Annotated in this window: 23 protein-coding genes; 15 read left to right on the forward strand and 8 right to left on the reverse strand. The window is 38.9% G+C overall.

Annotation, left to right across the window (positions count from 1 at the left end; genetic code table 11):
• Positions 1-23: 23 nt before the first annotated feature.
• Positions 24-1,217 carry a bifunctional phosphopantothenoylcysteine decarboxylase/phosphopantothenate--cysteine ligase CoaBC gene (gene coaBC / locus I6F50_RS07745; protein ID WP_197175876.1) on the reverse strand — a complete coding sequence of 398 codons (1,194 nt, stop codon included), beginning with the start codon at positions 1,215-1,217 and terminating at the stop codon, positions 24-26.
• Positions 1,218-1,361: 144 nt separating this feature from the next.
• Between coaBC and radC the strand changes: the two genes are divergently transcribed.
• The 3 genes from radC (at position 1,362) to rpmG (ending at position 2,714) form a co-directional block, all read left to right on the forward strand.
• Positions 1,362-2,036 (forward strand): DNA repair protein RadC, encoded by a 675-nt coding sequence (gene radC, locus I6F50_RS07750; protein WP_007581936.1) that lies wholly within the window; start codon positions 1,362-1,364, stop codon positions 2,034-2,036.
• A 274-nt stretch (positions 2,037-2,310) separates the two neighbouring features.
• Complete coding sequence (gene rpmB, locus I6F50_RS07755) at positions 2,311-2,547, forward strand: 50S ribosomal protein L28 (protein ID WP_004335549.1); 237 nt, start codon at positions 2,311-2,313, stop codon at positions 2,545-2,547.
• An 11-nt stretch (positions 2,548-2,558) separates the two neighbouring features.
• Positions 2,559-2,714, forward strand: a complete 156-nt coding sequence (gene rpmG / locus I6F50_RS07760; RefSeq protein WP_004335545.1) for a 50S ribosomal protein L33 — start codon at positions 2,559-2,561, stop codon at positions 2,712-2,714.
• Between the two features lie 135 nt (positions 2,715-2,849).
• Here rpmG and I6F50_RS07765 read toward each other — a convergent pair whose 3' ends face one another.
• Positions 2,850-3,776, reverse strand: coding sequence for a manganese-dependent inorganic pyrophosphatase (locus tag I6F50_RS07765; RefSeq protein WP_024607080.1), 927 nt, complete (start codon positions 3,774-3,776; stop codon positions 2,850-2,852).
• Positions 3,777-3,894: 118 nt separating this feature from the next.
• Here I6F50_RS07765 and I6F50_RS07770 point away from each other — a divergent pair, with 118 nt between their 5' ends.
• Together I6F50_RS07770 and mutM are read left to right on the forward strand one after the other, a co-directional pair.
• Positions 3,895-4,410, forward strand: coding sequence for a hypothetical protein (locus I6F50_RS07770; RefSeq protein ID WP_007581940.1), 516 nt, complete (start codon positions 3,895-3,897; stop codon positions 4,408-4,410).
• A complete protein-coding gene (gene mutM, locus I6F50_RS07775; RefSeq protein ID WP_197140815.1) occupies positions 4,410-5,219 on the forward strand; it encodes a bifunctional DNA-formamidopyrimidine glycosylase/DNA-(apurinic or apyrimidinic site) lyase in 810 nt (269 codons plus the stop codon). Before I6F50_RS07770 ends, mutM begins: the two co-directional genes overlap by 1 nt.
• A 77-nt stretch (positions 5,220-5,296) precedes the next feature.
• On the opposite strand, the gene I6F50_RS07780 is transcribed toward mutM, so the two are convergent.
• From I6F50_RS07780 to I6F50_RS07795, 4 genes are read right to left on the reverse strand one after another with little or no spacing between them, the layout of a single operon-like run.
• The gene (locus I6F50_RS07780) at positions 5,297-5,797 is read right to left on the reverse strand and encodes a DUF3299 domain-containing protein (RefSeq protein WP_007581943.1); all 501 of its coding nucleotides are present in this window, start codon (positions 5,795-5,797) and stop codon (positions 5,297-5,299) included.
• 14 nt (positions 5,798-5,811) lie between these two features.
• Positions 5,812-7,047 carry an ABC transporter permease gene (locus tag I6F50_RS07785; protein WP_197175877.1) on the reverse strand — a complete coding sequence of 412 codons (1,236 nt, stop codon included), beginning with the start codon at positions 7,045-7,047 and terminating at the stop codon, positions 5,812-5,814.
• Positions 7,044-7,742, reverse strand: coding sequence for an ABC transporter ATP-binding protein (locus I6F50_RS07790; protein WP_165727173.1), 699 nt, complete (start codon positions 7,740-7,742; stop codon positions 7,044-7,046). The genes I6F50_RS07785 and I6F50_RS07790 overlap by 4 nt, the downstream gene beginning before the upstream one ends.
• A 9-nt stretch (positions 7,743-7,751) precedes the next feature.
• A complete protein-coding gene (locus I6F50_RS07795; protein WP_197175878.1) occupies positions 7,752-8,825 on the reverse strand; it encodes a CDP-glycerol glycerophosphotransferase family protein in 1,074 nt (357 codons plus the stop codon).
• 178 nt (positions 8,826-9,003) lie between these two features.
• Between I6F50_RS07795 and I6F50_RS07800 the strand changes: the two genes are divergently transcribed.
• From I6F50_RS07800 to I6F50_RS07835, 8 genes are all read left to right on the forward strand, one after another.
• Entirely contained in the window at positions 9,004-10,107 is a 1,104-nt protein-coding gene (locus tag I6F50_RS07800; protein WP_197175879.1) for a phosphoribosylaminoimidazolesuccinocarboxamide synthase, read from the forward strand.
• Positions 10,108-10,229: 122 nt separating this feature from the next.
• Complete coding sequence (locus I6F50_RS07805; protein WP_165727175.1) at positions 10,230-10,892, forward strand: methylamine utilization protein; 663 nt, start codon at positions 10,230-10,232, stop codon at positions 10,890-10,892.
• Positions 10,885-13,200, forward strand: coding sequence for an EAL domain-containing protein (locus tag I6F50_RS07810; RefSeq protein WP_197175880.1), 2,316 nt, complete (start codon positions 10,885-10,887; stop codon positions 13,198-13,200). Before I6F50_RS07805 ends, I6F50_RS07810 begins: the two co-directional genes overlap by 8 nt.
• Positions 13,187-14,020 carry a DUF3034 family protein gene (locus tag I6F50_RS07815; protein WP_024606990.1) on the forward strand — a complete coding sequence of 278 codons (834 nt, stop codon included), beginning with the start codon at positions 13,187-13,189 and terminating at the stop codon, positions 14,018-14,020. Before I6F50_RS07810 ends, I6F50_RS07815 begins: the two co-directional genes overlap by 14 nt.
• Positions 14,020-14,439 carry a group 1 truncated hemoglobin gene (locus I6F50_RS07820; protein WP_165727178.1) on the forward strand — a complete coding sequence of 140 codons (420 nt, stop codon included), beginning with the start codon at positions 14,020-14,022 and terminating at the stop codon, positions 14,437-14,439. The genes I6F50_RS07815 and I6F50_RS07820 overlap by 1 nt, the downstream gene beginning before the upstream one ends.
• A gap of 64 nt (positions 14,440-14,503) precedes the next feature.
• Complete coding sequence (locus tag I6F50_RS07825) at positions 14,504-15,568, forward strand: CDP-glycerol glycerophosphotransferase family protein (protein WP_165727179.1); 1,065 nt, start codon at positions 14,504-14,506, stop codon at positions 15,566-15,568.
• A 76-nt stretch (positions 15,569-15,644) separates the two neighbouring features.
• A complete protein-coding gene (locus tag I6F50_RS07830) occupies positions 15,645-16,070 on the forward strand; it encodes an adenylyltransferase/cytidyltransferase family protein (protein ID WP_004335499.1) in 426 nt (141 codons plus the stop codon).
• Positions 16,071-16,073: 3 nt separating this feature from the next.
• Positions 16,074-16,907 carry a sulfurtransferase gene (locus tag I6F50_RS07835; RefSeq protein ID WP_165740338.1) on the forward strand — a complete coding sequence of 278 codons (834 nt, stop codon included), beginning with the start codon at positions 16,074-16,076 and terminating at the stop codon, positions 16,905-16,907.
• A 269-nt stretch (positions 16,908-17,176) separates the two neighbouring features.
• Here I6F50_RS07835 and I6F50_RS07840 read toward each other — a convergent pair whose 3' ends face one another.
• A complete protein-coding gene (locus I6F50_RS07840) occupies positions 17,177-17,536 on the reverse strand; it encodes a DUF5522 domain-containing protein (protein WP_165735484.1) in 360 nt (119 codons plus the stop codon).
• 43 nt (positions 17,537-17,579) lie between these two features.
• Between I6F50_RS07840 and I6F50_RS07845 the strand changes: the two genes are divergently transcribed.
• Complete coding sequence (locus I6F50_RS07845; RefSeq protein ID WP_165727182.1) at positions 17,580-17,906, forward strand: hypothetical protein; 327 nt, start codon at positions 17,580-17,582, stop codon at positions 17,904-17,906.
• 185 nt (positions 17,907-18,091) lie between these two features.
• On the opposite strand, the gene I6F50_RS07850 is transcribed toward I6F50_RS07845, so the two are convergent.
• Positions 18,092-19,060 (reverse strand): class 1 fructose-bisphosphatase, encoded by a 969-nt coding sequence (locus I6F50_RS07850; protein WP_024592826.1) that lies wholly within the window; start codon positions 19,058-19,060, stop codon positions 18,092-18,094.
• 154 nt (positions 19,061-19,214) lie between these two features.
• On the opposite strand from I6F50_RS07850, the gene I6F50_RS07855 reads away from it, so the two are divergent.
• The gene (locus I6F50_RS07855) at positions 19,215-21,644 is read left to right on the forward strand and encodes a zinc-dependent metalloprotease (RefSeq protein ID WP_197142017.1); all 2,430 of its coding nucleotides are present in this window, start codon (positions 19,215-19,217) and stop codon (positions 21,642-21,644) included.
• The last annotated feature ends 8 nt before the right edge of the window (positions 21,645-21,652 follow it).

The following is a 21,652-nucleotide window of genomic DNA, read 5'->3' on the forward strand; positions in this document are numbered from 1 at the left end:
TATTCAGTTTGTTTCCAGCCTTTTTATAGATGTTTAGCCAGCTGTTCGATCACCTTGCGAGCTATTTCTATTTTACTTGTAGTTGGTAATTCTAGTTGTTCGTTATGCCAGTACAGTGTTAAAGCATTATGATCGGAATTAAACCCTAAGCCACTTTTTGATACGTCATTAGCGCAAATCATATCTAGATTTTTATTTTGTAGTTTACCTTTAGCATAGCTTTCTACATTTTGAGTTTCGGCGGCAAACCCCACAGTATAAGGACGGTTTTGTTTAAGGTTGGCAATAGCTGCAATTACGTCAGGGTTTTTAGTTAAAGTAAGAGTGAGTTCGTCGCCTTGCTTTTTCATTTTTTGAGTCGCAATGTTTGCAGCTCGATAATCTGCTACAGCAGCGCAGCCAATAAATGCATCTGATTGCGGTGCATAGGTAAGTGACTCAGTTAATAGCTCCTCAGCGCTTTCTATATTGATAAGGTTTACGCCAGTAGGGGCTTTTATAGTGACCGGACCCGAAATTAAATTAACCTTAGCACCGAGTTGCAAAGCGGCTTCTGCCAGTGCATAACCCATTTTTCCAGAGCTGTGATTTGATATAAAGCGTACCGGGTCGAGAGGCTCACGCGTTGGGCCTGCTGTTATTGTAATTGTTTTTCCTGCAAGTAATTGCGGTTGCTCTTTTGCTATACATAGCGCAACTAGCTCATGAGGCTCTAACATGCGTCCAGCGCCTATATCACCACACGCTTGCTCACCTTTACCCGGGCCCCAAATAAGTACGTTACGTGCCTTTAATGTGGCTAAATTAGCTTGTGTTGCTGCGTGTGCATACATTTGCTGGTTCATGGCTGGTGCAACTGCGACTTTTGCAGGCGTTGCTAGCAGTAACGTTGTTAGTAGGTCGTCAGCAATGCCGGCTGCCATTTTAGCAATAATATTACACGTCGCTGGAGCAACTAAAATTAAGTCAGCCCATTTTGCAAATTCAATATGCCCCATTGAAGCTTCAGCAGAAGGGTCTAGTAATGAGTCAGAGACTGTTTCTCCACTAACGGCTTGCATGGTCAGTGGTGTAATAAAGTATTTAGCTGATTCAGTCATAACTACTTTTACTTCACAACCAGAGTCTTTTAATCGCCTAACGAGTTCTGCACATTTATAAGCTGCAATACCGCCGGTAATACCTAGTACAATTTTTTTGTTTGTTAAGTTAGTCATGGATGTTCATCAGTTTTTATTAAATATTGGGCTTAAAATAACAAATCTTTACCCATACAGCGAAGTTTTTTAATTCGAAATAACAGGCTAAATTTCAAATTTGCATTACATTTATAAGACACTTTCGCCTCTCAAGGATGAATAATGCAACTTACTTCACTACCAAACTCACTTCGACCTCGTGAAAAGCTCATAGCAAAGGGGGCTAAGGCGCTGACTGACGCAGAGCTTCTTGCCATATTTTTACGAACAGGGTTACCGGGAATGAATGTAATTGAGTTGGCTCAGCATTTATTAAACGAGAATAAAACACTTCATAATTTGTTTAATGCAAGCATTGAGGAGTTTTGCTCTCAAAAGGGGTTAGGGACCGCTAAGTATGTTCAGCTACAAGCTGTGTTAGAGCTAAGCCAACGTTATATGCAGGAGCGTTGCCAACGAGACGCCGTGTTTAATTCGCCAAACTCAGTTTACGATTACCTAACAATTCAAATGCGGGGCTTACAACAAGAAGTCTTTATGGTGTTATACCTAGATAGCCAAAATAGATTAGTAAAAGACGAGATACTTTTTTATGGCACTATTAATTCTGCCAGTGTGTATCCGCGTGAAGTGGTAAAAGCAGCGCTTAAAAATAACGCAGCCGCTGTTATTTTTGCACATAATCACCCAAGTGGTATTGCAGAACCGAGCCAAGCAGACAAACTTATTACTAATAAATTGCAGCAAGCACTGCAATTGGTCGACATAAGTGTGCTCGATCACATCATTGTGGGCGGAGAAACGTGTGTTTCGTTTGCCGAGCGAGGCCTGATTTAGCTTTGTTAGATACAGAAGTGTGTTAAAAATGAGCTGTTTAACGTGTTTTGGCAAATTAGTTTAATTTAAATGCAGTTTTTACTTTCCCTAAGGGCATTCGATCTTTATAATTAGCCGCTATCAAATTTACATATATGAGCTGATTGGATAGATCAGTGTTTGATCTTTGCCTGTAAAAGCTGTATAAAGAGCGCCCTTCGATTTATCTCTAGGGCGGAAATACACGGCCTTAGATTAAATTAAGCTCGAGCGAAGTTATTGGAGATATATAGACATGTCTAAAGTATGTCAAGTTACAGGTAAGCGTCCTGCGGTTGGTAATCACCGTTCACACGCGAGAAACGCGACTAGACGTCGTTTCCTACCTAACCTACAAACACACCGTTTTTGGGTTGAAAGTGAAAAACGTTTTGTAACATTACGCACTACTACTAAAGGTATGCGTATTATCGATAAAAAAGGCATCGACACGGTTCTTACAGAAATCCGTGCTCGCGGCGTTAAAGTTTAAGGATCTGAATCATGCGCGATAAAATCCGTTTAGTTTCAACTGCCGGTACTGGTTTTTTCTACACTACTGACAAAAACAAACGTAACATGCCTGAGAAGATGGAAATCAAAAAGTTTGATCCAAAGATTCGTAAACATGTTCTTTTTAAAGAAGCTAAAATTAAGTAATTTTAGTTCTTTTAGAATTTAAAAACCCAGCTTAGGCTGGGTTTTTTGTTTTTAAAAATATGATTAGTGAATTGATATAAAAAAACCTCGTTGGCATAACCAACAAGGCTTTTAAATCAATAAATGAAAACACAATTATATTTTTGTGAATGCATCTTGTAGTGGTGGTACTACTTGCTTTTTACGGCTCAGTACACCATCTAACCATACTTTATCATTCTCTGGTTTTACACCGTAAGCCTGCTCAACTAAGTTTGCATCGTCAGATACAATTAGCATTTCTGAGCCTTCTTTCATTATATCGGTAAGCAGTAAAAATACCGAGTGGCGGTTGCCCTCAACTTTTAGCTTAGCAATATCGGCTGCAAGGTCTGTTTTAATATCGTCAAAAACAGCAAGGTCGATTACTTCTAGTTGGCCAATGCCTACCAGGTTACCGTTCATGTTGAAATCTTTAAAGTCACGCATTACTAAATCACGTGCTGGTGTGTCTTCTACCGCAGATTTAACACGGAACATATCCATACCCAGTTCTTTAAAGTCTTCTACGCCTGCAATTTCAGCTAGCGCTTCAACACATTTAATATCGGCAGTGGTACATGTTGGTGATTTAAATATGACTGTGTCGCTTAAAATTGCACACATCATAATACCCGCGATGTCTTTAGGGATTTCTACGCTGTAGAAGTCGTACATCATTTTAATAATGGTGTTTGAACAACCAACAGGACGAATCCAACATTCAAGCGGGGTAGATGATGTTAAGTCACCTAATTTGTGGTGATCTACCACGCCAACAACGCGAGCTTGGTCGATATCATCGGGTGCTTGTGTTTTTTCTGTGTGATCTACAATATACACATCTTCACCCGCGTAGCTTAATTTAAGCTCTGGTGCTTCGAAGCCAAATTTATCAAGGATAAATTGAGTTTCAGGTGAAATTTCACCAAGACGAGTTGGAATTGCAGGCTCATCGATTTGGTTTTTTAAATAAGCCAGTGCAATTGCACCACAAATAGAATCTGAATCTGGGATTTTATGGCCCACTACATACATAGACATTGACGGAACTCCTTTAAATTTGCCGATATTCTAACAAAGTCTGCGGCCTTTAACATATAGACAGCGCAATTAAGTTTTAGTTACACTTTAAAATCTTGAATTTACTAGGTGTATTAATATGCGACTGGGCCGTAAAGGTTGGAACAACGTTATAATATTTTCGATGTTGATTATGATCTTCTTCTTAAATGGCTGGCATAAGCAACTTTTGGGAGGGGAGGATAAACCAACATTACAAGCCGTACTCCCCCAGCAAAGTTTTGTACTGACACTGCAATTTGTTGATCAAAAAATTGAGCGAATAGGAACAAGCTGGCGTACAACCCCACTACAAAAAGACATACCGCTTGTGTGGCAAGCATCTGAGCAGCAACTTAGTGATTTAATTAACCAATGGCAAAGCGCGCAGTTAATGGGTGTTAACGAATCTGTTGTTTTTAATCCTAATGCACCTTTATATGTTGCTACATTTGAGTTGGCTGGCGAGAGTTTACCTTGGGTTTATTTGCTTTATAAAGGCGATGGGCAATATTACTTACTCGAAAAGAGTAGCCAACGAATACTCGCACTCGATTTAAAAACTGCACAGCAGTTATTTCCTAGTTTTGATTTTTCACAAAGTGAGTCTAATTAATGCCTGAATTACCAGAGGTAGAAGTGAGCCGAATGGGCATCACTCCCCACGTACAAAACCAAGTTGTTACAAAGGTAAATATTTACAATGCCAGTATGCGCTGGCCAGTGCCAGATGACGTGTATCAACTTGAAGGGCTAATTGTTACTAGTATTGAACGACGAGCTAAATACTTACTTTTACACTGTGAACTTGGGAGCACTATTTTACATTTGGGTATGTCAGGTAATTTACGTGTTGTAGATAAAAGTGAGCCGCTTAAAAAGCATGACCACGTAGAGTTTATTTTTGGTAACTGTAAAGCACTGCGCTTAAATGATTCTCGTCGCTTTGGTTGCTGCTTATGGCAAGAGCCAGGTGAAGTGCATAAACTACTCTCTAAGCTTGGTCCTGAGCCGCTTACCGATGACTTTTTTGCTAAACGCGTGTACGAACAGTCGCGCAATAAAAAAGTACCCGTAAAGCAATTTATTATGGATAACGCAGTGGTGGTTGGTGTTGGTAATATTTACGCGAATGAATCGTTATTTAAAGCGGGTATACATCCAAAGCGAGAAGCGGGAAAAGTATCGCTCAAACGTTATCAAGCACTTATCCCTATTATAAAAGACACGCTTGCTGCGGCCATTATGCAAGGCGGTACAACGCTTAAAGACTTTGCACAAAGTGATGGTAAGCCAGGGTATTTTGCTCAAGAGTTATTAGTATATGGGCGCAAAGGCAAGCCATGTATGACGTGTGAAAACGAATTGGAAGAAATTAGATTGGGGCAGCGCAGTACTATTTTTTGCTCAAATTGCCAAAAGTAGTTATCTAGTTATTTTAATTTTATCGATTCTAAATTTAATGATATTTAAGGGCCAGCTTTAAAAGCTGGCCCTTTATTTTAAAGCTCGAACGGTGCTACACCGACCGCTTTCATTTTATATCCTACCTGCGCTATTTCGCCCGACCATGTTTCAGTACTTATTATTCCAGTTACAACAATTGCGTCGTATAGGCTATCTATTGGTACTCCACCTTTAATTGTTACATGGACTATTTGATTTGGCGGTGGTGGTGGTACGTGTATACAGGCGCCAAAATAAGGGACGAGTAAAAACTCGGTAATGACTTCGCTATCGCCCTCAAGCGGTACAACAAAGCCGGGTAAGCTTACCGATTGCCCATCAAGTGCTTTTACTACTGGTGCATCTAAATCGGGTTGCACCCAGTTTTGATCACTACCTTCGTGATTAGCTTGTGCTTGAGTGTCTATTTGCACGTGGTTTTTAGGGATTAAGTCTTCCCAAAAAATTTCTTTTGGTGGATTAGCATAACTCGCTACACTTATAAATAATAAGCCAATAGCAGCAATGTACTGAAAAGCTGTTTTAAAAAATGTCATAAAATCCCTAAAAATTATGCTTTTATACTCATACCATCGCTGAGTGAATAAAAATAAGCGCGAGTAGCGGGTATTAAGCCAATAATAAAACCGGCTGCCATAATAACGCCGATTAAGCCCAGTTCATAGTAAGAGAGTATTGTGATATTTACGCTTATACCGGCATGGCTTTGTAAGTAACCGCCGGCTGAAAAAATAACTAAATAGTAAAGCACACTACCTACTAGGCAACCAAGTAAAGTGGTCAGTAGTGACTCAATACTTATAAGTGTAAATAAATGCCAAGGGCGAGCGCCTACCGAACGTAATATAGCAAGTTCGCGACGACGCTGACTTAAATTTGCAAGCAATGTCGTTAGCATGCCAAGTAGGCTTACTAACACGACAACAGCTGAGAATAGTAACAGTATCTTTTCTACTATGGCGAGCATTTCCCATAACTCTTTAAGTGTTACGGTTGGCATAATGCCAAGCAGGGCTTCTGGCTTATATTGATTTATATTGCGCCTAATTTGTAGTGTGTACAAAGGCGAATTAAATCCCATTAAAAATGCTGTAATTTGTTTAGGATGCCCAACTAGGTTGTTATGTTCGTCATGCTCAAGGCTCGCTTTACCGCCGTGAATTAAATCGATTGCAGCTAAAGGTATATGTAATGTTTTATCAACAGGCGTGCCTGTTGGATTTAAAATACCGACGATTTTAAATGGGTTGTCGTCATGATGATGAAAGCTGGTGTTCCCCATACCGTGCGATATAACAATAGAGTCGTTAAGTTTATAACCTAATTTATTAGCGACTTCACTACCTAGCACCACTTCGTTAATTGCAGCAAAAGGGTGGCCTTTATTAAAGGTTAAATTTTGTTTTTTTGCAAAGCGATAATGGCTAAAATAATCAAGTGTTGTGCCTAGTACCGCTTGGCCTTTATGGCTGTCGCCTAGGCTTATAGGTATGCTCCATTTTACGCCTCGCTGACTGGTTATGTATTCATAACTTTTCCAGCTTACGCCGTTATTAGTATGGCCGATTCTAAATACTGACGAAAGCAGCAACTGTATGTCGCCGGTACGTGCACCAACAATTAAATCAGTGCCCGAAATAGTATTACTAAAACTACTTTTAGCATCAATTCGTACACGTTCAATACTTAAAAGTAGCATTACACTAATTGCGATAGTAAATAATGTAAGCAGTACACTTGCGCGGCGGTTTAATAAGCTTTTGTAAGCAAGTTTAGCGAGAATCATACTTGTTCCTGCAAGCTTATAAGGTCAATGGAGCGGTCAAATAAAGGCTTTAGTGTTTCATCGTGGCTCACAAATACCAGCGTACTATTAGATAACGTTGCCTGCTCAAACAGTAGGTTTATAAAGCTTTCACGGTTATTTGTATCGAGTGCAGATGTGGGCTCATCAGCAATTATTAATTCAGGGCTGCCTATAAATGCGCGAGCGGCAGCAACGCGCTGTTGCTGTCCAATACTCAATGTCGCTACATCTTTATGGTGATACTGCGCAGTAAGGCCTAAAGCATTTAATAACCGCATCGCTTCTTTTTGTAAGGCAGAGTTTTTATTTGATGATTGCTTTAATATTTTTTGTTTTCGGCTTTTTGAAAACTCACACCCAAGCGTTATATTTTCAATAGGAGTTAAATAAGGAAGCAGGTTAAAGTTTTGAAAAATGTAGCCAATGTGATCCGCTCTAAAAACATCACGGGTAGTATTGCTTAATGTAGTTAGGTTTTGGTCTAAAATTGATACCTCACCGCTGGTGGCTGTATTAATACCAGCAAGAATCGCTAACAATGTCGATTTACCTGAGCCACTAGGACCGTGTAAAAAAATATGCTCACCTTTTTCTATAACTAACTCTTTTATGTTGAGCGTGGGTGAGCTATCGCTTTTATGCCACTTAAAAGTTACGTTTTTTAGGTTGATCATTACTTTATTTTACCATTTCCAATAATTGAGGTTTCTGCGCGTTTTAAATTGCCTAATAATATTAAATGGCTTAGGTTTTAGTTTATCTTCACTTAATAAAAACTCATTTGTTGCAGCAACTACGCGTTCACTCGACTGCCCATCAGTATATGGATGAAGCTCTTGGCAATAGTTTTCAATGTTTTTCATAAGTGTTTTAGGGTACGTGAAAGCCTGCTCTAAGGCTTCTTCAACTTTATTAGGGTCTGTTACATTAAGTAGGTGTTCCTCAGGAGCATTATTACAAAAGGTGACCACAGGTTTTCGTTGGACTAAAAACATTAAAAGTACTGATGATGTATCGCATAACATAACATCGGCTGATTTTAATAAAGGGACTACGTCGTCGGTCTCAATAAACGTTAAATTTTGATTGCTTAATGCCTTATATTTGCTCACCAATTCAGTTGGCATTTTTGGATGAAATTGCATTAAAATTCGCCATTTTCCGGTTTCACTAAAATGTTTTATTTGCTCATATAGCTTTGGTGCAAGCGATAGTCGCTTTGAAAATGTAGAGCAGATTAATAAGGTTGGTCGGGTGTCTGATTTATTTGTATAAGGCGTTTCGGTGATGCCATCAAATAATCGGTCAAGAGGAGGCCAGCCAGTTTCTGTTACCTTGAAATAGCCTAGTTTTCTTTGTAAGGCTTTAAATGGGATTGTTGTATTTGGGCCTTGTGTACAATACAGATCGAAACAACCTCTAGCTTTAAGATGATCGTTATTCCCTTTTTTATCTAGCTTACCTGCATCAAAGCCATGAAACACACCTACTTTGATACCAGGGAAAAAAGTGGGTATTAGATTAGCCGGTGCAAACGTTGCATCGGGTTTCCATTCGTGAATATCTACTATTGTATTAAGCCGTTTTTCTTCTTTTTTTAAAAAATTAGGATTGACTGCCAAACCTTGTAAAAACCAGCGCACTTCACCACCATTAGCTAATATTGCAGCCTGAATAGGCCTCAAAATAGCATATGAATAGTTTTGAGAAATATACATCAAGTATTTTTTATTTTTAGTGGCAGTTAAGTAGTTCAAGCTATCTCCTCAGGCTGGTTGGCACATTAAGTTTACCCCATTGCGACTCGCTTATAAATATATGCCTTTATTTGTTTTAAGCATCCGATTGAGCTTTGAGGTTGGCTAGATTATTATACAGCCCATATAACCCCATACCATACTTTGCTCAAAGAGCATCCCTAACCCCGGAGATAGCATGACTAGCTATAAAGTTTTAGACGTAAACGATGATTTACCCATTCGTACCAAAGGTGAAGTACACAGCGGTAAAGTTCGTTCAGTTTATTGGTTAACTGATGAAGATAGCGCGCGACTAATTAAAGATAAAGGCTACAAAGTGCCACAGGGTACTGAGTTGGCGATTATGGTTATTTCAGACCGAATTTCTGCATTTGATTGCATTTGGCAAGGCGAAAATGGTTTAAATGGCGTACCAGGTAAAGGTATAGCGTTAAACTCGGTTGCAGCCCATTGGTTTAAGTTATTTGATAAAGCGGGTCTTGCGGGTAACCACATTGTTGATATTCCGCATCCGTATGTGTGGATTGTACGCAAAGCCAGTACAGTAAAAGTAGAGGCAATTGCTCGCCAATATATTACGGGTAGCATGTGGCGCGATTACGCCAAAGGCATACGTAACTTTTGTGGTATTGACTTGCCAGAGGATTTAAAAGCGAACCAAAAGCTTGATAACGTTTTAATTACGCCATCAACAAAAGGTATTATTGAAGGCGTTGCCGATATTCCGGCCGTTGATGATGTAAATATTACTCGCGCTAACATTACTAATAACTTAGATGTATTTAACTTTAAATCGGCAGATGATGTAACAAAATACGAAAAACTGTTAGTTGAAGGTTTTAAATTAATTAGTGATGAACTTGCTAAGCTTGACCAGATTTTTGTAGATACAAAATTTGAGTTTGGTTATGTAGAGGATTTAAATGGCGCACAGCAACTTATTTATATTGATGAAGTAGGCACGCCAGATTCATCGCGTATTTGGGATGAAGCTGCATACAAAAACGGTAAAATTGTTGAAAACTCTAAAGAAGGCTTTCGCCAATTACTTATTAATAATGTGCCAGAGAGCGACGTATTATTAAATAAAGATCGCATGAGTGAGCGTGAGCAGTTAGCAAAAGATTATATTTTACCTGAATCAGTAATGCTTGAAGTGTCAAATACCTATGTTGGCATAGCGAGTAAAATTGTAGGTAAAGATATTGTGATCCCTGAGAATCCTCGCCAAGAAGTAATTACTATTTTAGATAACGATTACGGATTAATTGTTAAATAGCAGCACTTAAGTGCTAACAAAGCCAGTAACTAAGTCTTTATTTTTAGTTACTGGGCTATAATTCTTGCAATTAGTGCTCGTCTCTAATTAACTTAACCTAACATTAATATTTAGGTGTTGTTATGTTTGAGCGGGCATTGCAAAAATTTGTAAAAAGCAGTTACTTTTTAGCTATAGGTTTGTTTTTTAGTCAGTTTGCTTTAAGTGCTAATATTGAATTAGTAATAGAAGATCAACACGGCCAAAAGTTATCAGGTGCAGTGGTTGAGCTTAATATTGCTGACAAACAAGCCACACCATCAAATTTGCCCATTGCTATAATGGATCAAGTCCATAAGCAGTTTTTACCCGAATTATTAGTTGTACAACAGGGTCAAAAAGTTAACTTTCCTAACAGCGATAATATTCGCCATCATGTTTATTCTTTTTCACAAGCTAAGCCTTTTCAACTAAGATTATATTCAGGGCAACCAAAAGAGCCCATTACGTTTGAGCAACAAGGGGTTGTTGTTTTAGGGTGTAATATTCATGACTCTATGGTTGGCTATATCTATGTAGCTAGTAGTGAATCCGTATATAAAACAGATAAAAAAGGCTATGTTAGTTTGCCTATTAATACGCTGCCTGCACAAGTGAGTGTGTGGCACCCTTTACAAACAGCGCCATTGGAGAATAAAAAAATGATAACAATTAGTTCTCAAAAACAGTTACAGATAACAGTAAACACATCGACCCCAGCACCTAGAAATACCTTTGGTAGTAAGTTTAAGGCTGGTAATGACTAATAGTTTACGAAATCGCATAACCATTTTATGTGTTGGCTTAGTGTTATTAACCACTATGGTCAGCTTGTTTAGTTTTTGGTGGTCTACGAGTAAGTTTCAAGAAGAAAAAGTAAATCAAGACATTACCGTAGCGCAAAATGTTTATAAGCAATATTTAAAATCAAAAGAAAGCCTACTACTAACCGCAGCAAAAGTACTCACCTCCGACTTTGGTTTTAAGCAAGCTGTAGCAACGCGGGATGCCGGGACAATAAGCAGTGTGCTGTTTAATCATAGCCAACGTATTGATGCCGAATTAATGCTGCTACTTGATTTATCGGGTAGGCTAATTTCCGCCAATACTAACGAAGACGCTTTTGCACATAACTTAAAGCCGTTAATGGAAGAGCTTTTAAGTGCGCCAGAAGAGTCTAGTTTTGTGGTGCTAAATAACGAGCTTTACCAAATTATTTTATTACCCGTAAGAGCGCCACGTACAGTGGCCTATAGTTTGGTGGGTTTTAAAATTGATGACAATGTAGCCCATGAACTAAAAAGCTTAACAGGCATGGATGTGAGCTTTATAGGTAGCGCTGACGATATTGTTATTAGTTCATTAGCTAATCGCCCTGAGCAATTTGAACCTGTTAGCTATTTTAGTACCGTAACCACATCGCGTTTTTTTGGTGAGTATTTGGTGTATCGTAACCGAGATATAGATTTACCATCGTTGTTGACCCATCCTATAATTATTTTACTGAGCGCCGATTTAACACAAAGTTATAGTGACTTCGAAAAACTTCTTTTTACACTTATTATTTTAGCTATTTTAACTATGTTTGTAGGTGTTATTACGAGCAGCATATTTGCAAATAACTTAACTACGCCACTTACTCAACTAGCTGTAATAGCAAGGCAATTTGCACAAGGTAATTATGCTTTTGAATTTAAAGGGCGAAGGCAAAGTACCGAAATAGACACGCTAGTCGCAGCGTTTGATAGCATGGGTAATGATATTAATCAGCGCGAGCAACAAATTAGCTTTCAAGCCAGACACGACTCCCTAACAGGCTTTTATAACCGCTCAGCCATGCTTGAGGTGCTTGATGAAGAGTTAGATTCATCAGCCGAGTACACGCTCGTTGCAATAGACATCAAAGGTCTTCGCCATATAAACGATAAGCTCGGTCCGCGCATTGGTGATGACTGCCTAAAGGCGGTTGCTTGCAGGATAAGTGAGTTTTCGGATGAGTTAGGGGGCTTTCATGCTCGTATTGGCGGCGATGAGTTTTTAACTGTGTTTCCGACTGCGGCAGCGCGCGAACACAAAAGCGGTATTGTTGGCTTAATGGCACAATTACAAGCGTGCTACACCATTCAAAAACTAAAAATTAACTTACGCTTTAGTGCGGGCATTGTGCAGTATCCTACGCAAGGAATTGCAAGTGATGACTTAATGCGCCGCGTGCTAATTGCTGTTGAAAGTGCTGCAAACACACAAGAGAGCATACATTATTATCAAAATGGTGAAGACGAGGCGCACTTAGAGCGCTTAATAATGCTTGATGAATTAAAGCAGGCAATTAGTGATGATGATGGTCAGCTATTTATGACCTATCAGCCAAAATTACACATGAAAACGCAAAAAATAGATAAAGTTGAGTCGCTTATTCGCTGGCAGCGAAAAGATGGTAGTTGGGTTAATCCTGAACTGTTTATTGACTTAGCTGAGCAGTCGGGCCTTATTGTTGAGCTTACAGGGTGGGTTGTTAATACGGTTGTAGCACAAGTAGCGGATTGGCAGTCTAAAAATATAAACTTACAGGCTGCAATAAATGTATCTGCGCAAGATATAGCATTTCCGGGCTTTCATGCTGCATTAGTTCGTACGCTTAAAAAGTACAAAGTAGATCCTAAGCTGATTACTATTGAGCTTACTGAGCGCGATATGATCGAAAACGAAGAAAAAGGTATTAAAGCGCTCGAAAACCTAAAGGCAATTGGCGTTAAAATATCATTAGATGATTATGGTGTAGGGCAAACATCACTTGGTCGATTAAAAATGTTACCGATTGATGAGCTTAAGCTAGATAAGTGCTTTATCCTAAAACTTGATGAATCGCAAAAAGATCAATTTATAGTGCAATCATCAATTACGTTGGGGCATCAGCTAGGTTTCTCGGTTGTAGCTGAGGGGGTTGAAACACTTGGCTCATTAAATTTACTTAGAGGTATGCAGTGTGACCATGCACAAGGCTATTACTTAAGTAGGCCTTTAAAAGCAGAACTATTAGAAGAATGGCTGGAGGAATACTATGAAAAAAATTAAATACTTATTAGCAAGTTTGTTTTTAATAATTAGTGTACCGAGCATTGCAAGCAATGGAAAACTGCTAGCTACGCCGGGCGTTTCTCAAATTGAAGGCAGTGGCGGCGGTGGTATTGTACCGTGGGCACAACTTGCTGGGTACGCAAGTGATGACGAATTTTCGGTAAATGGCTTTTGTAGCCGCGCAGATGTAACCGACTACACACTTGACGTATGTGGTGCACAACTTAATTTATTTAATCGTGTTGAGCTCAGTTATGCCCAACAGCGCTTTGATGTACCAGCACTTGATGCTGAAATAGAGCAATCAATTACAGGTGCTAAAATACGTTTATATGGTGATATTGTTTACAGTGATTGGCCACAACTTAGCTTAGGTATTCAGCATAAATCACTGGATGATGGCAGTATTGCAACGCTTGTAGGCGCAGAAGATACCAGCGGCACTGACTACTACCTTGCTGCTAGTAAATTACATTTAGGGGCTATTGCTGGTTATAACTGGTTTTGGAACGTAACTACACGATACAGCGAAGCTAATCAACTTGGTTTGCTTGGCTACGGTGGAGAAAATGGTAGTGGTAAAGTGCTATTTGAAGGCAGCACAGCTATATTTTTTAGTCGTGAAGTAGCCGTAGGTGTTGAGTATCGTCAAAAATCAAATAACTTAAACTTAGGCGAACAAGATTGGAAAGACTTATTTGTAGCATGGATGCCTAATAAGCACGTAAGTGTGACAGCGGCTTACCTTGATTTAGGAAGCATTGCAGGGGCTGACGATCAAACAGGTTGGTATTTATCGGTAACAGGGTATTGGTAATGAAAAGCGTTAGTATTTTTTTGATTTGTTTAGGGTTGCTTAGTGGGTGCGCGAACTCTACTAAGCTCTCACTTTATCAAAAGCTGGATGGTAAAGCGGGGATAGGCAGAATTATTGATAGCTTTATCTATCAAATAGGTAATGACGAGCAGATAATTCATTACTTTGAACACAGTAATATAGCGTACTTTCGCCAAGGGTTTATTACTCATATGTGCATGTTAGTAGAAGGCCCATGTACATACGATGGCGACTCTATGGTGGCTATTCATACTGGTATGCATATTACAGAGAAAGATTTTAATCATGTTGTTGATTTGCTTATAAATGCAATGAATGAGCAAAATATTAGCCATAGCTTACAAAACGATATTCTTTCTAGAATGGCGCCACTTCGTAGTGAAATTATAAAAATGTAATCACTTTGTTTTTGTTATGCTCCTTTCAAGGTAGAATATAAAGAAAAAATAATAGTGATCCTATATGAATATAATTTTTGATACACAAAGCCTTTACTATCTCCCTCAGTATATCCCTGTATATAAAGAATTATGTAGAAATGGCATCAAAAGTAAATTTGTATTTTATAAAAATAGCCATGAACATTTAATTCAGCGTGTTATAGATGACTATGACTTAGAGCACATCTGGGTTAACGAACAACAACAATCAATTGCTTATTACGAAAATGAAAAAGCTGATTGGGTTTTTTTTGCTAACTCTTTTTGTTACCTAGACCGCTTACATAAAGTATCTAAAAGCGCTCAGCTCGGACATGGAATAGGCCCTAAATCAAGTTACTATACTAAGTCTAGTCAAGCAATGACAGTTAGGTTTGTTGAAGGTCAGTACAGACTAAACCGTTTAAAATCAATGTATCCAAATGATGAATTTGTTGATGTAGGCTTTTGCAAATTAGACCCTATTTTCAATAAGGAAAAAATTGATGGCACGTTAGAATTAACTAACTTTGATAATAAAAAACAAACTATTTTATACGCTCCTACATTTTATCCAAGCAGCTTAGAGTTATTTCCTGAAAATTGGCCGGAACATTTTGGCGATTACAACATCTTAATAAAACCTCATTACTTTTCTATTAGTAAAGAGCGTTATAAAAAACACGTGAAATTGCTAGATCATTGGTCAACGTATCCCAATGTATATTTAGCAAAAGTAGAAGATTATTCGTTAGTGCCTTTTTTAGATAAAGCAGATTTATTGATTAGTGATGCATCATCAGCTTTATTTGAATTTGCTCTGTTAAACAAGCCGGTCATTTGGTGCGATTTTTTGAAGTTGCGTTGGGGATACAAAGGAATATTTTCATATCGTTTTAAAAAGCGAATGGATCAAGATTATGGTGAGTATGCGAATGTTGCTATACACGCCAAAAAATATAAAAACCTTAAAAAGTTAGTTGAACAACAACTGGCTGAACCAGAAAGCTTAGCTAATATTAGATTGTCTTTATCAGAAAAGTTAGCGGGTAAAATGGACGGTAAAGCAAGTAACAGAATTGTTCAATATTTAATAAAAAATAAATAACTATTACAAAAGTATTTGGATGTAATCGAACTACTAAAAGGATTTATAAACTCTAAATTATAATTGGGCTTTAGAAATGAAAAAAATTGGATATACAACGGGTGTTTTTGACTTATTCCACATAGGTCATTTAAATATTCTGAAAAGAGCCAAATTAGAGTGTGATTACTTAATTGTGGGTATTACTACCGATGAGTTAAGCAAGTCAGCTAAAAATAAAGAGCCAGTGATTCCTTTTCAGGAGCGTATGGAAATAGTTGAAGCAATAAAATTTGTTGATGAAGTTGTTCCCCAGGTTAACTATGACAAAGAAGAAGCCTGGAACAACTTAAAATTTGATAAAATGTTCGTGGGTGATGATTGGAAGGGCACCGATAAGTGGAACCAAATAGAAGCTGACTTTAAAAAGTTTAATGTTGAAATATGTTATTTCTCTTATACCTCTCATACATCTAGTACGAAATTAAGAAACGTATTAGACAAAATATGTAGTGCTAAATAATTAATGAAAAACCTAATTAGCTGTCAGCAATTACACGAGCAACTTAATAATCCTGCATTAGTGATATTTGATGCAGGTATGCTGCGCCCAGGTGTTTTGGGTACTTATTCGCCGCAAGCAATGCTGCCTAACGCTAAACGTTTTGACATAAAAAACGAATTGGCCGATAGATCAAATCCCTTACCAAGTATGGTATGCAGCGAGCAGCAGTTTACCCACATGATGCAAAATGCAGGTGTAAATAACGACTCGTTTATAGTTGTATACGAAGATGGCGGTTTATTTAGCGCAGCAAGAGCGTGGTGGATGTTTAAAGCTATGGGGCATCACAATGTTAAAGTACTCAGTGGTGGCCTTAAAAAGTGGTTAGAGAGCGATTACGCCACACAACAAGGTTATAGCAAAGCGTCAGGTAAAGGTGATTTTACGGCAAACTATAACTCTGCGTATTTTATTAATAGCCAACAAGTGGTTGACGTAATCGATGAGCCCAGCACTGCATTGCTAGATGCACGTGCTTATAAGCGTTTTACAGGCGAAGAAAGTGAACCCCGAAAAGGTATGCGTAGCGGGCATATCCCAAATAGTCGCTCGTTACCTTTTATGAATTTACTCAATAAAGGTGAAGCAAAACCACTTACTGAAATTAAAGCGATATTTAATGACGTGGTTGATGATGCGCAGCAGCTACAATTTAGCTGTGGCTCAGGTATTACAGCCTGTGTTTTAGCGTTATTTGCTACCGAGTGTGGTTACAGTAATTTAAGCGTTTATGATGGTTCGTGGAGTGAGTGGGGCGCAAGTGATTCATTGCCCATCGCCACGGGAGAAAAGTAGACGTGTTGGATATGTAAAGCTTGCTCACGTTAAAAGCGCAGCGTCTCTAAACCTCTTTGTGAATAACAGTATTTAAAAATATTACTCACAAGGAGAAGTGAAAGAGAAGAAAATGAGAAGGTAAAACTAATGCTTACTCTAAAAGCGCAGCGCCTCTAAACCTCTTTGTGAATAACAGTATTTAAAAATATTACTCACAAGAAAAAGTGAAAGAGAAGAAAATGAGAAGGTAAAAACCAATGTTTGCTCGTATTTGTATTAAATGGTTTTTACTTTCTAAAACCATAAGGGCAGTTTTTACAACCATTTTTGCAGCACGAACCACGCTTTAAAAAAAACCACTTACTAAATATCATGTAACCACTTTGCATGGTGTAGTCGAGGCCTTCAATTAAATTTTCGTTACCTCTAAATTGTTTTGCAAAGTCTATTTGGGTTTTAATAGGTTGTGTATAAACACCCTCTAAAAAAGTATTTATTTTATTAAGCGTGCACTTGCGGCATAAACAACTTGTTGCTGTGATATCAAGCGGTAAAATAGCCGGCAGCTCATTGCACCAACACGCTGATATATCGTCTACATTACACGTTAGAGTACTGTGGCATTGAGTGCAGTTAAGTTCAGTCATTATAATTCTTTTTAGTAACAGTGAGCCAAGAATAACAAATATTATGAATACACAAAAAGCATTAGCTGAATTTATTACATTTGGTGAGCAAAGGGACGAAGCTATATCGGTTATCGTTTCAAGCCCTGCTGATAGCAATAAAACTCATTATACTCTCTCAACCGAGGTTTTAATTGATGTACTTAAGCGCTGTTTAAGTGACGAAATAGACTTAGATGATTTAGAGCTTTGGGCAAACGTAATTGAATCGCGAGATGACATTGATTGTGCAGAGCACGAAGGTTTTATTTATGCACTCAGTAATAGTGAGCAAATGGGGGAGCTTAACCATCAAAAGATTGAGCAAATAGTTGCGTTAGTAAAAATTTGATTTGTTTAAAAAGCGAGGTGTAAAACCTCACCTACAATATATGCAACCCTGTAGGTGCGAATTTATTTCGCGCTCATGTAGCGTGGCTTTGGTGGTTAAAAAGCGAGGTGTAAAACCTCACCTACAAAAAAACCGCATTTCAATTGAATGCGGTTTTTTAAATTGAAGACAATCGTTTTAAGCGATTATTTATGATATCCCAAGCACGTTTCGACTTCGTTTTTAGAACCTAAAATAACGGCTACACGCTGGTGGATTGCATCAGGCTGAATATCCATAATACGCTCGGTACCGGTTGATGCGATACCGCCAGCTTGCTCTACTAACATAGCCATTGGATTTGCTTCGTAAAGTAGGCGTAATTTATTTGGCTTTTTAGGATCTTTAGTGTCACTAGGGTAAGTAAATAAACCACCACGGCTAAGTACACGATGCACATCGCCCACCATTGCTGCAATCCAGCGCATATTAAAGTTTTTAGCGCGCGGGCCTGTATCACCTGCTAGCAAATCATCGATGTAGTTTTGCATAGCTGGTTGCCAATGGCGTTGGTTAGACGTATTAATGGCAAATTCGTTTGTATCAGCAGGAATATCAGCAAAATCTTGTGTAAGTAAAAAGCTGCCTTGTGTTTTATCAAGGGTAAACATACGCGTGCCTTTACCTGTAGTCAGCGCAAGCATTGTTGACGGGCCGTAAAGTACGTAACCTGCTGCAACTTGCTTATGACCTGGCTGCATAAAAATGCTTTCGTCAGCGGCATCAGAACCTTCAGGCGCTTCCATAATAGAAAATATAGTACCGACAAGCGAGTTAATATCGGTATTTGACGAGCCATCCAATGGATCAAATGCCACTATAAATTTAGCGTCTGGGTTACCTGCTACTGTGTAGTCTTCTTCTTCAGAGGCGATTGCTTTAACCGTACCTGATTCCAGTAAAATATCTTTTAACAGCTGATTAGATAATACATCGAGCTTTTTTTGAGTTTCACCTTGAATGTTTTCATCAAGGGTTGAGCCCAATACGCCAGAAAGCGCGCCTTGACCAACGCGAAACGAAATTTCTTTACATGCCGCTAAAATTGTTCGAATTAATGATAAAAGTTCTCTTGAACAACCATCTTCAAGTAATACTGGAGGGAGTCTACGCATTCTATTTTCCTGATAACGTGTTAAAACCAATCATAATGTGAGAGAGATTAGCTTAGAGCGCTGAAATTCGTCTTAAATAACTGTATTGTTTAAATAGCACCCTATAATGGGACCACCTAATCGTACTTAAAACACAAATAACAAAGATAAGATTATGAAAAAAATACCACTACTAAGTTACATATTCTTTACTGTGCTGTGCTCTATCATAACTCAAGCGCACGCAGCAATTAAGTCAATTGATGAATTTACTACGCAAATGAATCATTTTCCGGGCTATTATTCGTTTTTTTACGATACCCAAAACGGAAAAGTATATTTAAAAGTTGATAAGTTTGAACAACAATTTTTACTGCAGCAAAGCTTGCCTTACGGTATTGGCTCTAACGACATAGGCCTTGATAGAGGTCAGCTTGGTAATACTCACCTTGTGCAGTTTGAGCGTTTTGGCGACAAAGTAATGCTGCGGGCTGTAAATACTTACTATCGTGCCAACACAAGTAACAAGGCCGAACAGCAAAGTATTAAAGAGGCGTTTGCATCAAGTATACTTGCTGGTTTTAAAGTGGTCGCAGAAGATAAAGCCACAGCACTTATTGATTACACACCTTATTTATTAAGTGATGTACACGGCGTAAGCCGAACGCTTGCGGCGCGTAAGCAAGGTAACTTTAGCCTTGATGAGTCACGTAGCGCCGTTTATATGAATCGCTCAAAAGCATTTGTAAAAAACACCGAGCTTGAAGCTGTACTTACATTTGAAGGCACAAAACCAGGTGAATTTGTTCGCCAAGTAAGTGCCGACCCATACTCACTTACCGTACACATGCACCATTCACTTATTCAATTACCAGACGATAACTACACGCCGCGCAAGTTTAATCCACAATCAGGTTTTTGGAGTATAGAACATAAAGATTACGCAGCGCCACTTGGCGAGTCAATGTATGTGCGTTATATACCGCGCCATCGTTTAACTAAAAAGGATTCAAGCTTACCTATTAGTGAACCTGTTAAACCAATTGTTTATTACCTTGATCCTGGCGTTCCAGAGCCCGTTAAAAGCGCTTTGCTTGAAGGTGGAAAGTGGTGGAACGACGCATTTACGGCGGCAGGATATAAAAATGCATTTATAGTAAAAGTGCTGCCAAGTAGCGCCGACCCTATGGATATTCGTTACAACGTCATTCAATGGGTACACCGTGCAACGCGTGGTTGGTCATACGGTAGTTCGGTAATCGACCCACGTACAGGTGAAATACTTAAAGGGCACGTAACACTCGGCTCATTGCGTGTTCGCCAAGATATTTTAATAGCCGAAGCACTCGCTGCACCTTATTTAAAAGGCAATGAAGTTGCTAAAAGCTTGCAAGCAATGGCGCTTGATCGTATTCGCCAATTAAGCGCACATGAAATTGGCCACACGTTAGGTATTTCTCATAACTTTGCAGCATCGGTAGGGGATAGAGCCTCAGTAATGGATTACCCACATCCGCTACTTAGTTTTAATGAACAAGGTAAGCTTGATGTAACGCGCGGCTATGCAACAGGCATGGGCGTGTGGGATACCCAAGTAATTAAATATGGCTATAGCGATTTTACTAACCAAGATGAAAGCGCAGAACTTGCTGCTATTTTAAAAGAGAACAAAGCCAAAGGCCTTGAGTTTATATCAGATAGTGATGCTCGTGCTAAAGGTGGCGCGCATCCAACAGCTCATTTATGGGATAACGGCACTAATCCTTCGCAGGAACTTTTAAGAGTACTCGACGTACGTAAAAAAGCGCTTTCGCAGTTTGGTATTAATAATATTAAAACGGGTGATTCATTATCGCAATTAGAGGAAAAACTAGTTCCGCTTTATCTGTTTCACCGTTTTCAGGTTGAGGCTGCAGTGAAACTTATAGCTGGTGTTGATTATGAATACGAAACACGCGGTGACTCACCCGTAAAAGGCGCACAAGTCGTTAATAAAAAAACACAGCAAGAAGCGGTAAACGCTATTTTTGCAACACTTAAGCCAAGTAACTTATTACTTCCTGAATCTGTGTTATCGCTAATTCCGCCAAAAGCATATGGCGAGTCTAAATCGCGCGAAAGCATAGTTGGGCGCACAGGGTTAACGCTCGATGCAATGGCATTACCCGAGGTTGCAGTGCAGCACAGCTTGTCGCTTTTATTAAATGCACAGCGTTTAAATCGCTTAGCGCAACAACAAGCGCGTAGTAATGACTTTTATAGTTTAGATGAGTTACTTGAGGAGCTATATAGCCAAGTGTTTAACGTGTCATCACCTAATACAATGACAGGTAAAATCACTCAGCGCGTGCAATTTTTAACAGCGAAAGCTATGGCTGATATAGTAGCAAGCGATAGTGCAAGCCCTGAAGTGCAAGCGCAGTTACGTTACTACTTAGTTAAGTTGAGTGAAGACTTTAACCAAAACTCAATGCTGAGCCATACAAGTACTGGCGAGAGTGCGTTTAAGCAATATTTAGCTGAGCAAGTAAATCAGTTTTTAATTAAAGGGCAATGGCCAAACAACTTTAAAGTGCTACCAATCCCGCCGGGCTCACCAATTTAGAATAAAAA

The organism is Pseudoalteromonas sp. NZS127_1 (assembly GCF_015864295.1).
GTDB classification, from domain to species: Bacteria; Pseudomonadota; Gammaproteobacteria; order Enterobacterales; family Alteromonadaceae; genus Pseudoalteromonas; species Pseudoalteromonas arctica.

Bases quoted from the DNA above. Each gene is read 5' to 3' on its own strand.
- coaBC (WP_197175876.1), bottom strand. From the start codon at position 1,217: ATGACTAACTTAACAAACAAAAAAATTGTACTAGGTATTACCGGCGGT.
- radC (WP_007581936.1), top strand. From the start codon at position 1,362: ATGCAACTTACTTCACTACCAAACTCACTTCGACCTCGTGAAAAGCTC.
- rpmB (WP_004335549.1), top strand. From the start codon at position 2,311: ATGTCTAAAGTATGTCAAGTTACAGGTAAGCGTCCTGCGGTTGGTAAT.
- rpmG (WP_004335545.1), top strand. From the start codon at position 2,559: ATGCGCGATAAAATCCGTTTAGTTTCAACTGCCGGTACTGGTTTTTTC.
- I6F50_RS07765 (WP_024607080.1), bottom strand. From the start codon at position 3,776: ATGTCTATGTATGTAGTGGGCCATAAAATCCCAGATTCAGATTCTATT.
- I6F50_RS07770 (WP_007581940.1), top strand. From the start codon at position 3,895: ATGCGACTGGGCCGTAAAGGTTGGAACAACGTTATAATATTTTCGATG.
- mutM (WP_197140815.1), top strand. From the start codon at position 4,410: ATGCCTGAATTACCAGAGGTAGAAGTGAGCCGAATGGGCATCACTCCC.
- I6F50_RS07780 (WP_007581943.1), bottom strand. From the start codon at position 5,797: ATGACATTTTTTAAAACAGCTTTTCAGTACATTGCTGCTATTGGCTTA.
- I6F50_RS07785 (WP_197175877.1), bottom strand. From the start codon at position 7,047: ATGATTCTCGCTAAACTTGCTTACAAAAGCTTATTAAACCGCCGCGCA.
- I6F50_RS07790 (WP_165727173.1), bottom strand. From the start codon at position 7,742: ATGATCAACCTAAAAAACGTAACTTTTAAGTGGCATAAAAGCGATAGC.
- I6F50_RS07800 (WP_197175879.1), top strand. From the start codon at position 9,004: ATGACTAGCTATAAAGTTTTAGACGTAAACGATGATTTACCCATTCGT.
- I6F50_RS07805 (WP_165727175.1), top strand. From the start codon at position 10,230: ATGTTTGAGCGGGCATTGCAAAAATTTGTAAAAAGCAGTTACTTTTTA.
- I6F50_RS07810 (WP_197175880.1), top strand. From the start codon at position 10,885: ATGACTAATAGTTTACGAAATCGCATAACCATTTTATGTGTTGGCTTA.
- I6F50_RS07815 (WP_024606990.1), top strand. From the start codon at position 13,187: ATGAAAAAAATTAAATACTTATTAGCAAGTTTGTTTTTAATAATTAGT.
- I6F50_RS07820 (WP_165727178.1), top strand. From the start codon at position 14,020: ATGAAAAGCGTTAGTATTTTTTTGATTTGTTTAGGGTTGCTTAGTGGG.
- I6F50_RS07825 (WP_165727179.1), top strand. From the start codon at position 14,504: ATGAATATAATTTTTGATACACAAAGCCTTTACTATCTCCCTCAGTAT.
- I6F50_RS07830 (WP_004335499.1), top strand. From the start codon at position 15,645: ATGAAAAAAATTGGATATACAACGGGTGTTTTTGACTTATTCCACATA.
- I6F50_RS07835 (WP_165740338.1), top strand. From the start codon at position 16,074: ATGAAAAACCTAATTAGCTGTCAGCAATTACACGAGCAACTTAATAAT.
- I6F50_RS07840 (WP_165735484.1), bottom strand. From the start codon at position 17,536: ATGACTGAACTTAACTGCACTCAATGCCACAGTACTCTAACGTGTAAT.
- I6F50_RS07845 (WP_165727182.1), top strand. From the start codon at position 17,580: ATGAATACACAAAAAGCATTAGCTGAATTTATTACATTTGGTGAGCAA.
- I6F50_RS07850 (WP_024592826.1), bottom strand. From the start codon at position 19,060: ATGCGTAGACTCCCTCCAGTATTACTTGAAGATGGTTGTTCAAGAGAA.
- I6F50_RS07855 (WP_197142017.1), top strand. From the start codon at position 19,215: ATGAAAAAAATACCACTACTAAGTTACATATTCTTTACTGTGCTGTGC.